Raw genomic sequence first — 5,107 nt, forward strand, 5'->3', positions numbered from 1 at the left:
GCAGTGCTCCACTGCGCCAGCGAACGCCAGGCCCACCAGGTGCGCCAGGCGGTCGAGGACAGGATGGCCGAGGTCGGGCTGCGTCTGCACCCGACCAAGACCAGGATCGTGTACTGCAAGGACGCCAACCGGCGGCTCGGCCACGAGCACACCGCGTTCACGTTCCTCGGGTACACCTTCCGTGCCCGCGCGGCACGCGGCAGGAACGGCCGGCTCTTCGCCTCGTTCCAGCCCGCGATCAGCAGGCAGGCCCTGACCGCGCTCGGTAGGCAGGTCCGTCACTGGCGCCTACACCGCCGCAGCAACGTCACGCTCGCGGACCTCGCCCGGACGATCAACCCGATCGTCCGAGGTTGGATGGCGTACTACGGGGCGTTCTACCGCTCCGCGCTGTCCGTTCTCCTCACGCGCATCAACTCCTACCTGGTGCGTTGGATCCGCAAGAAGTACAAGCGGCTACGACCCATGAGAAAGGCGTCAGCCGCCTGGCAACGGGCAGTCACGGGCTCTCCGGGTCTGTTCGCGCACTGGCGGTGGGTTCCGACCTTCCGGTGACCAGGATGACAGGAGCCGTGTGACGGGAGACCGTCACGCACGGTTCTGCGAGAGCCGGGAGGTGAAACCCCTCCCGGCTACTCGACCCTGATAGCTCGCGTCCCCCGCCACGCAACGGATCAACCATGACGATGAGTATCTATGCGGGCACGTATAGTGAGATTCCACTCCATCTTTCCGATACCGGCTGGCCCAGAACCATAGCGATGAGGAGCGCCAGCGGATCCTTGGTCAGCAGCTCGTCGGCCTCGCCGATCTGGCTCAGGTGCAGTCCCACCACACCACCGTAGCCGACCGTGTTCGGGGACTGGCGACGCTGGTCAACTCGTCAGGCGGCTCCGTGTCCCTCACTACTGGACGCTACCGGTCCCTACGCGACGCCAGTTTGACCCCCCGCTGCACGGCCAGCTGACGAGCACCCAGGGATGGTACCGTATTTGGTACGACTGGACGCTCAGGGAGGTGCCGGCATGGTCGCGGCGATCAGTGCCAGCGAGGCGCGCAAGACACTGTTCCCACTTCTCGAACAGGTCAACGCCGATCACACACCGGTAGAGATCGTCTCGAAGAGGGGGAACGCGGTCCTGGTGAGCAAGGAGGACTGGGACGCGATCGTGGAGACCAACTACCTGCTGCGCACGCCTGCCAACGCCCGCCGGCTGATGGAGAGCGTCGAGCAGTGGCGTTCAGGCGGCGCGGTCGAGCGTTCCCCGGATCCTGACGGGTGAAGCTGACCTGGACCGACCATGCCTGGGACGACTACCTGTACTGGCAGAGCCAGGACCGCAAAACTCTCAAGCGCATCAACGCCCTGATCGCGGACATCAAACGCGATCCAGATGGGCAGGGCATCGGCAAACCGGAAGTGCTGCGCAACAACCTCGCCGGGCTGCGCTCCCGGCGAATCGACGACGAGCACCGCCTGATCTATGCGATTGAGCCCAGCCAGATCACAATCATCTCCTGCCGCTACCACTATCAGTAGTCGAGGCTGCCGTGAGCAGCTCTGAGCGACTGCGGCCGTAGTCCTGTTCGCTCCGGCAGCCGCAAGCCGGATCATAACCCCGGGTTCTCACTCTAACCGGCCTGCTCGCCCCGGTTCTCCCCCATCACGGGCCGGAACATCTGTCGCCTTGAACAGCGCGGCGAGGCGGTCTGGCGTCTACCGGTTCGGGATCGCATCGACCAGGTTGAAGACGATGCTCGGGTCGCGACCACCGAACAACAGCGAGATCACGACTGCCGCCATCGCCTCGAGGTGGTGAGCCTGCCGAAGATCGCCGACCGGGACAGGCTCGGTGCCCACGGGCACCGCCGTGACCAGTCAGAGCTCGGTTGCTCGGGTGACACGAGTCATTCCGCCGGGCTCGTTCTTTCCGGTGCCCGCTGCTCCAGCACCATCCCGATCAACAGCGCCAACGGATCGTTCGTCAGCAGCTCGTCCGCCTCGTCGATCTGGCTCAGGTGAAGTCCCACCCGAACACCGTAGCCGGCCTGGGAACGGCGGCCGTCGCACCGCCGGCCATATCGCCGTGTGGTTCGCGGTGTCCCGGCGCGCTTCGTAATCGCTGGCTGCGCTGTCAGCCAACACTGYACCAGCGGAGCTGGAGGCAGCGGTACGGGATGTACCGTGYCGCGCACGTCGTCCCCATACTCTGAATGCCGTCATCCAGCAGGCGGCGATGTCTCCGGAGGCGTGACGCTTGCCGCGGGCGGAGCCGCCGGGACGGGCGGGGCGGCTGGGCCCGTCGCCGCGGCAATGACGGCCTGCGGGTCCAGGATCACACCCTGAGCAGCCGCCTTGTAGCCGATCTAGAAAAAAGCCCCGCCAGTCCCGGAGGACGGCGGGGAGAAAGTGACTGACACGCTACCGACGCAGAGTCCTGGGCGTCAGTGGTCCCGGCAGGCCGCGTAGTCGGCCGGCAGCCTTGGTAGCCGAGAGGTACGGCAGGCCAGGTGGACGAGCTGGATCTCGTGGCCGTCTCGGCCGGGTAGGACCGAAGCCCGGCGCCGCGCGCCGCGGCCCTGCCCGCAATGGCGGGACGCGATGGCGGGACGCGATGGCGGGACGCGATGGCGGGACGCGATGGCGGGAAAGGTGGGAACCGCGTCCTTGCCGCCATACTCGAGCCCTGCCAGCCTAATCCGCATGAGGCCGCGCAGCGTGGTCATCGTGCTTTACGACGACGTCCAGAGCCTGGATGTGACCGGCCCGCTGGAGGTGTTCGCCGGGGCGGACGCCGCCACGGAACGGCCAGGTGCGTACCGGATCATGACCGCCGGGCCTGGTGGCCACCCGGTGCGCACATGCAGTGGGTTGCGGCTGCTACCCGACGCCGACATCGACCACGTCGGACCAGCTCACACACTGCTGGTGCCCGGCGGGCCGGGTACGGCCGCCCCCGACCCGGAGCTGGTGCGCCGCATCGGCGAGTTGGCGGCCGAGGCCGATCGTGTGGTCTCCGTCTGCACCGGGGCCTTCCTGCTCGCCGAGGCCGGCCTGCTGGCCGGACGTCGCGCCACGACGCACTGGGCACATTGCGCTCGCTCGACGCTTCCCCGACATCCAGGTCGACGCCGAGCCGATCTACGTCCGAGACGGGAACATCGCCGCCTCGGCCGGCGTCACCGCAGGTATCGACCTGGCGTTGGCGCTGGTCGAAGAGGACCTCGGGCGGGACGTCGCGCTGCTGATAGCCCGGCACCTGGTGATGTTCCTGCGCAGGCCGGGTGGGCAGGCACAGCTCAGCGCGCAGCTCGCTGCTCAGGTCGCCGAACGGCCGCAGCTGCGCGAGGTCCAGCACTGGATCGACGAGCACCCCGAAGGCGATCTTTCCGTCGGTTCTCTCGCCCGCCGCGTGACGCTGTCACCCCGTCACTTCACCCGTGCCTTCGCCGCTGAGGTCGGAGTGACGCCGGGGCGGTACGTGGACGGGGTCCGGCTGGAGACGGCCCGCCGACGGCTGGAGGACACCGACGAGGGAATCGAGCAGATCGCCCGGTCGTGCGGATACGGCACCGCTGAGGCGATGCGGCGCGCCTTCGTTCGGGTCCTGGGTGTGCCGCCGATGGAATACCGCCGCCAGTTCCGACCTCATCCAAATCCAACCTCCGGAGGATACTGATGCAGATCGCGATCATGCTGTATGACCGTTTCACCGGCCTGGACGCCATCGGCCCGTACGAGATCCTCGCCCGCATTCCCGGGGCCGAGGTGATCTTCGCAGCCGCCCGGCCCGGCCCGGCCCGGTCCGGGCCGACACGGCCAGCCTGACCGTCGTCGCCGATGCCGCGCTCTCCGAGGTCACCGCCCCCGACGTGCTCCTGGTGCCAGGTGGTCCCGGAGCCGCCGACCTCCTGGCTGACCAGCCGACCCTCGACTGGCTGCGCGGCGTTGACGCGGCGGCCACCTGGACGGCCTCGGTCTGCTCCGGCTCGCTCCTGCTGGCCGCCGCGGGCCTGCTCACCGGTCGCCGCGCCACCTCACACTGGATCTGCCTTGATCATCTAACGACGTTCGGTGCCATCGCCACCGCCGAACGAGTCGTCATCGACGGGAAGTACGCCACCGCGGCCGGTGTCTCGGCCGGCATCGATCTCGCCCTGCACCTGACCGGACGCATGGTGGGCGACGACATCGCCGAATCCATCCAGCTCGTTGTCGAATACGATCCCCAACCGCCGTATGCGGCCGGCTCGATCGCCACCGCGCCCGCGGCTCGAGTCGCCGCCCTGCGCGCGAGCGGCCTCGCCGTCAGCGCCTGATCTGTACAGGTCGCTTCACTGACCACTGTTCACCGACACGGCCAACGTTCCACCTGCACGGCAGCGGACGTCCCGTCGGGCGCGAGGTGGAGGAGAAATACTGTTTCTCGCGGCCCGCGCCGTCGCGGGCGTGCTCGGGCTTCCCGCGCCCCCAAGGACCCGGAGGACGAGAATGACAAAGACGAGGACGAAAAGGAAGCTCCCGAAGACCGCGCACACATCCCGGCCCTGGCGAATTCACGACATCACGCCTGACTTCCGCATCGAGGACGTCTGGGCCCTGCCCACACCAGGCACCGCGCAGGACTTCCCGAGGCTGGTGCGGCTGATCGCCGAGGGCGACACGGGGGACAACCCGTCATGGGTCGCCCGGCTGCTGTTCAGGATCCGCTGGCGCCTCGGAGCCTGGCTCGGCTGGGACGATCCCGACTCGGGTATCGCCATCCGGGTGCCGACGCTGCGTGAACGCCTACCAGCCGACCTGCGCGACGCACCAGCCGGACCCGCGTTCGAGACCCTCCCGTTCCGGTCAGTCTTTCTGACGGACAACGAATGGGCCGCGGAGATAGTCAACCGCACGGTTCACGGAGTGCTGCACGTCGGCTGGATCCCGGACGACGACGCCGGCCGTCAGCCGGCTGGCCACCGAGGCCAGATGACCGTGCTGGTGAAACCGAACGGCCTGCTCGGACGGGTCTACATGGCGGCGATCACGCCGTTTCGCCTGCTGATCGTCTACCCGCCGCTGCTGCGAGGCATCGGAAAGGACTGGCACGAGAGCACCCCC

At 68.1% G+C, this 5,107-nt stretch carries 5 protein-coding genes and 4 pseudogenes; 6 read left to right on the plus strand and 3 right to left on the minus strand.

What is annotated here, in order from left to right:
• Positions 1-555: group II intron maturase-specific domain-containing protein (locus tag KBI5_RS21755; protein ID WP_116289992.1), on the plus strand; the 555-nt coding region annotated here is incomplete at its 5' end.
• 181 nt (positions 556-736) lie between these two features.
• Here the strand turns inward: KBI5_RS21755 and KBI5_RS28880 are convergent.
• Positions 737-832 (minus strand): annotated as a pseudogene (locus tag KBI5_RS28880) (Fe-S cluster assembly protein HesB); the annotation flags it as partial.
• A gap of 193 nt (positions 833-1,025) precedes the next feature.
• Between KBI5_RS28880 and KBI5_RS21760 the strand changes: the two are divergent.
• Together KBI5_RS21760 and KBI5_RS21765 are read left to right on the plus strand one after the other, a co-directional pair.
• Positions 1,026-1,283, plus strand: coding sequence for a type II toxin-antitoxin system prevent-host-death family antitoxin (locus tag KBI5_RS21760; protein WP_011436953.1), 258 nt, complete (start codon positions 1,026-1,028; stop codon positions 1,281-1,283).
• A complete protein-coding gene (locus KBI5_RS21765) occupies positions 1,280-1,540 on the plus strand; it encodes a Txe/YoeB family addiction module toxin (protein ID WP_011436954.1) in 261 nt (86 codons plus the stop codon). Before KBI5_RS21760 ends, KBI5_RS21765 begins: the two co-directional genes overlap by 4 nt.
• A 177-nt stretch (positions 1,541-1,717) precedes the next feature.
• Here KBI5_RS21765 and KBI5_RS26590 read toward each other — a convergent pair whose 3' ends face one another.
• The gene (locus tag KBI5_RS26590; protein ID WP_023842114.1) at positions 1,718-1,861 is read right to left on the minus strand and encodes a hypothetical protein; all 144 of its coding nucleotides are present in this window, start codon (positions 1,859-1,861) and stop codon (positions 1,718-1,720) included.
• Positions 1,862-1,932: 71 nt separating this feature from the next.
• Positions 1,933-2,031: pseudogene (locus KBI5_RS28145) on the minus strand (Fe-S cluster assembly protein HesB); the annotation flags it as partial.
• Between the two features lie 673 nt (positions 2,032-2,704).
• Here KBI5_RS28145 and KBI5_RS28150 point away from each other — a divergent pair.
• From KBI5_RS28150 to KBI5_RS21780, 3 genes and pseudogenes are all read left to right on the plus strand, one after another.
• Positions 2,705-3,680: pseudogene (locus KBI5_RS28150) on the plus strand (GlxA family transcriptional regulator).
• Positions 3,680-4,320, plus strand: a pseudogene (locus tag KBI5_RS21775) (DJ-1/PfpI family protein). The pseudogenes KBI5_RS28150 and KBI5_RS21775 overlap by 1 nt, the downstream one beginning before the upstream one ends.
• Positions 4,321-4,492: 172 nt before the next feature.
• Positions 4,493-5,107, plus strand: a 615-nt coding sequence (locus tag KBI5_RS21780) for a DUF2867 domain-containing protein (protein WP_085016295.1), incomplete at its 3' end; no start/stop codon positions are given.

The organism is Frankia sp. KB5 (assembly GCF_002099325.1).
Classification (GTDB): Bacteria; Actinomycetota; Actinomycetes; order Frankiales; family Frankiaceae; genus Frankia; species Frankia casuarinae.

Excerpts from the sequence above, each read along its gene's own strand:
- KBI5_RS21760 (WP_011436953.1), top strand. The coding sequence starts at position 1,026 with ATGGTCGCGGCGATCAGTGCCAGCGAGGCGCGCAAGACACTGTTCCCA.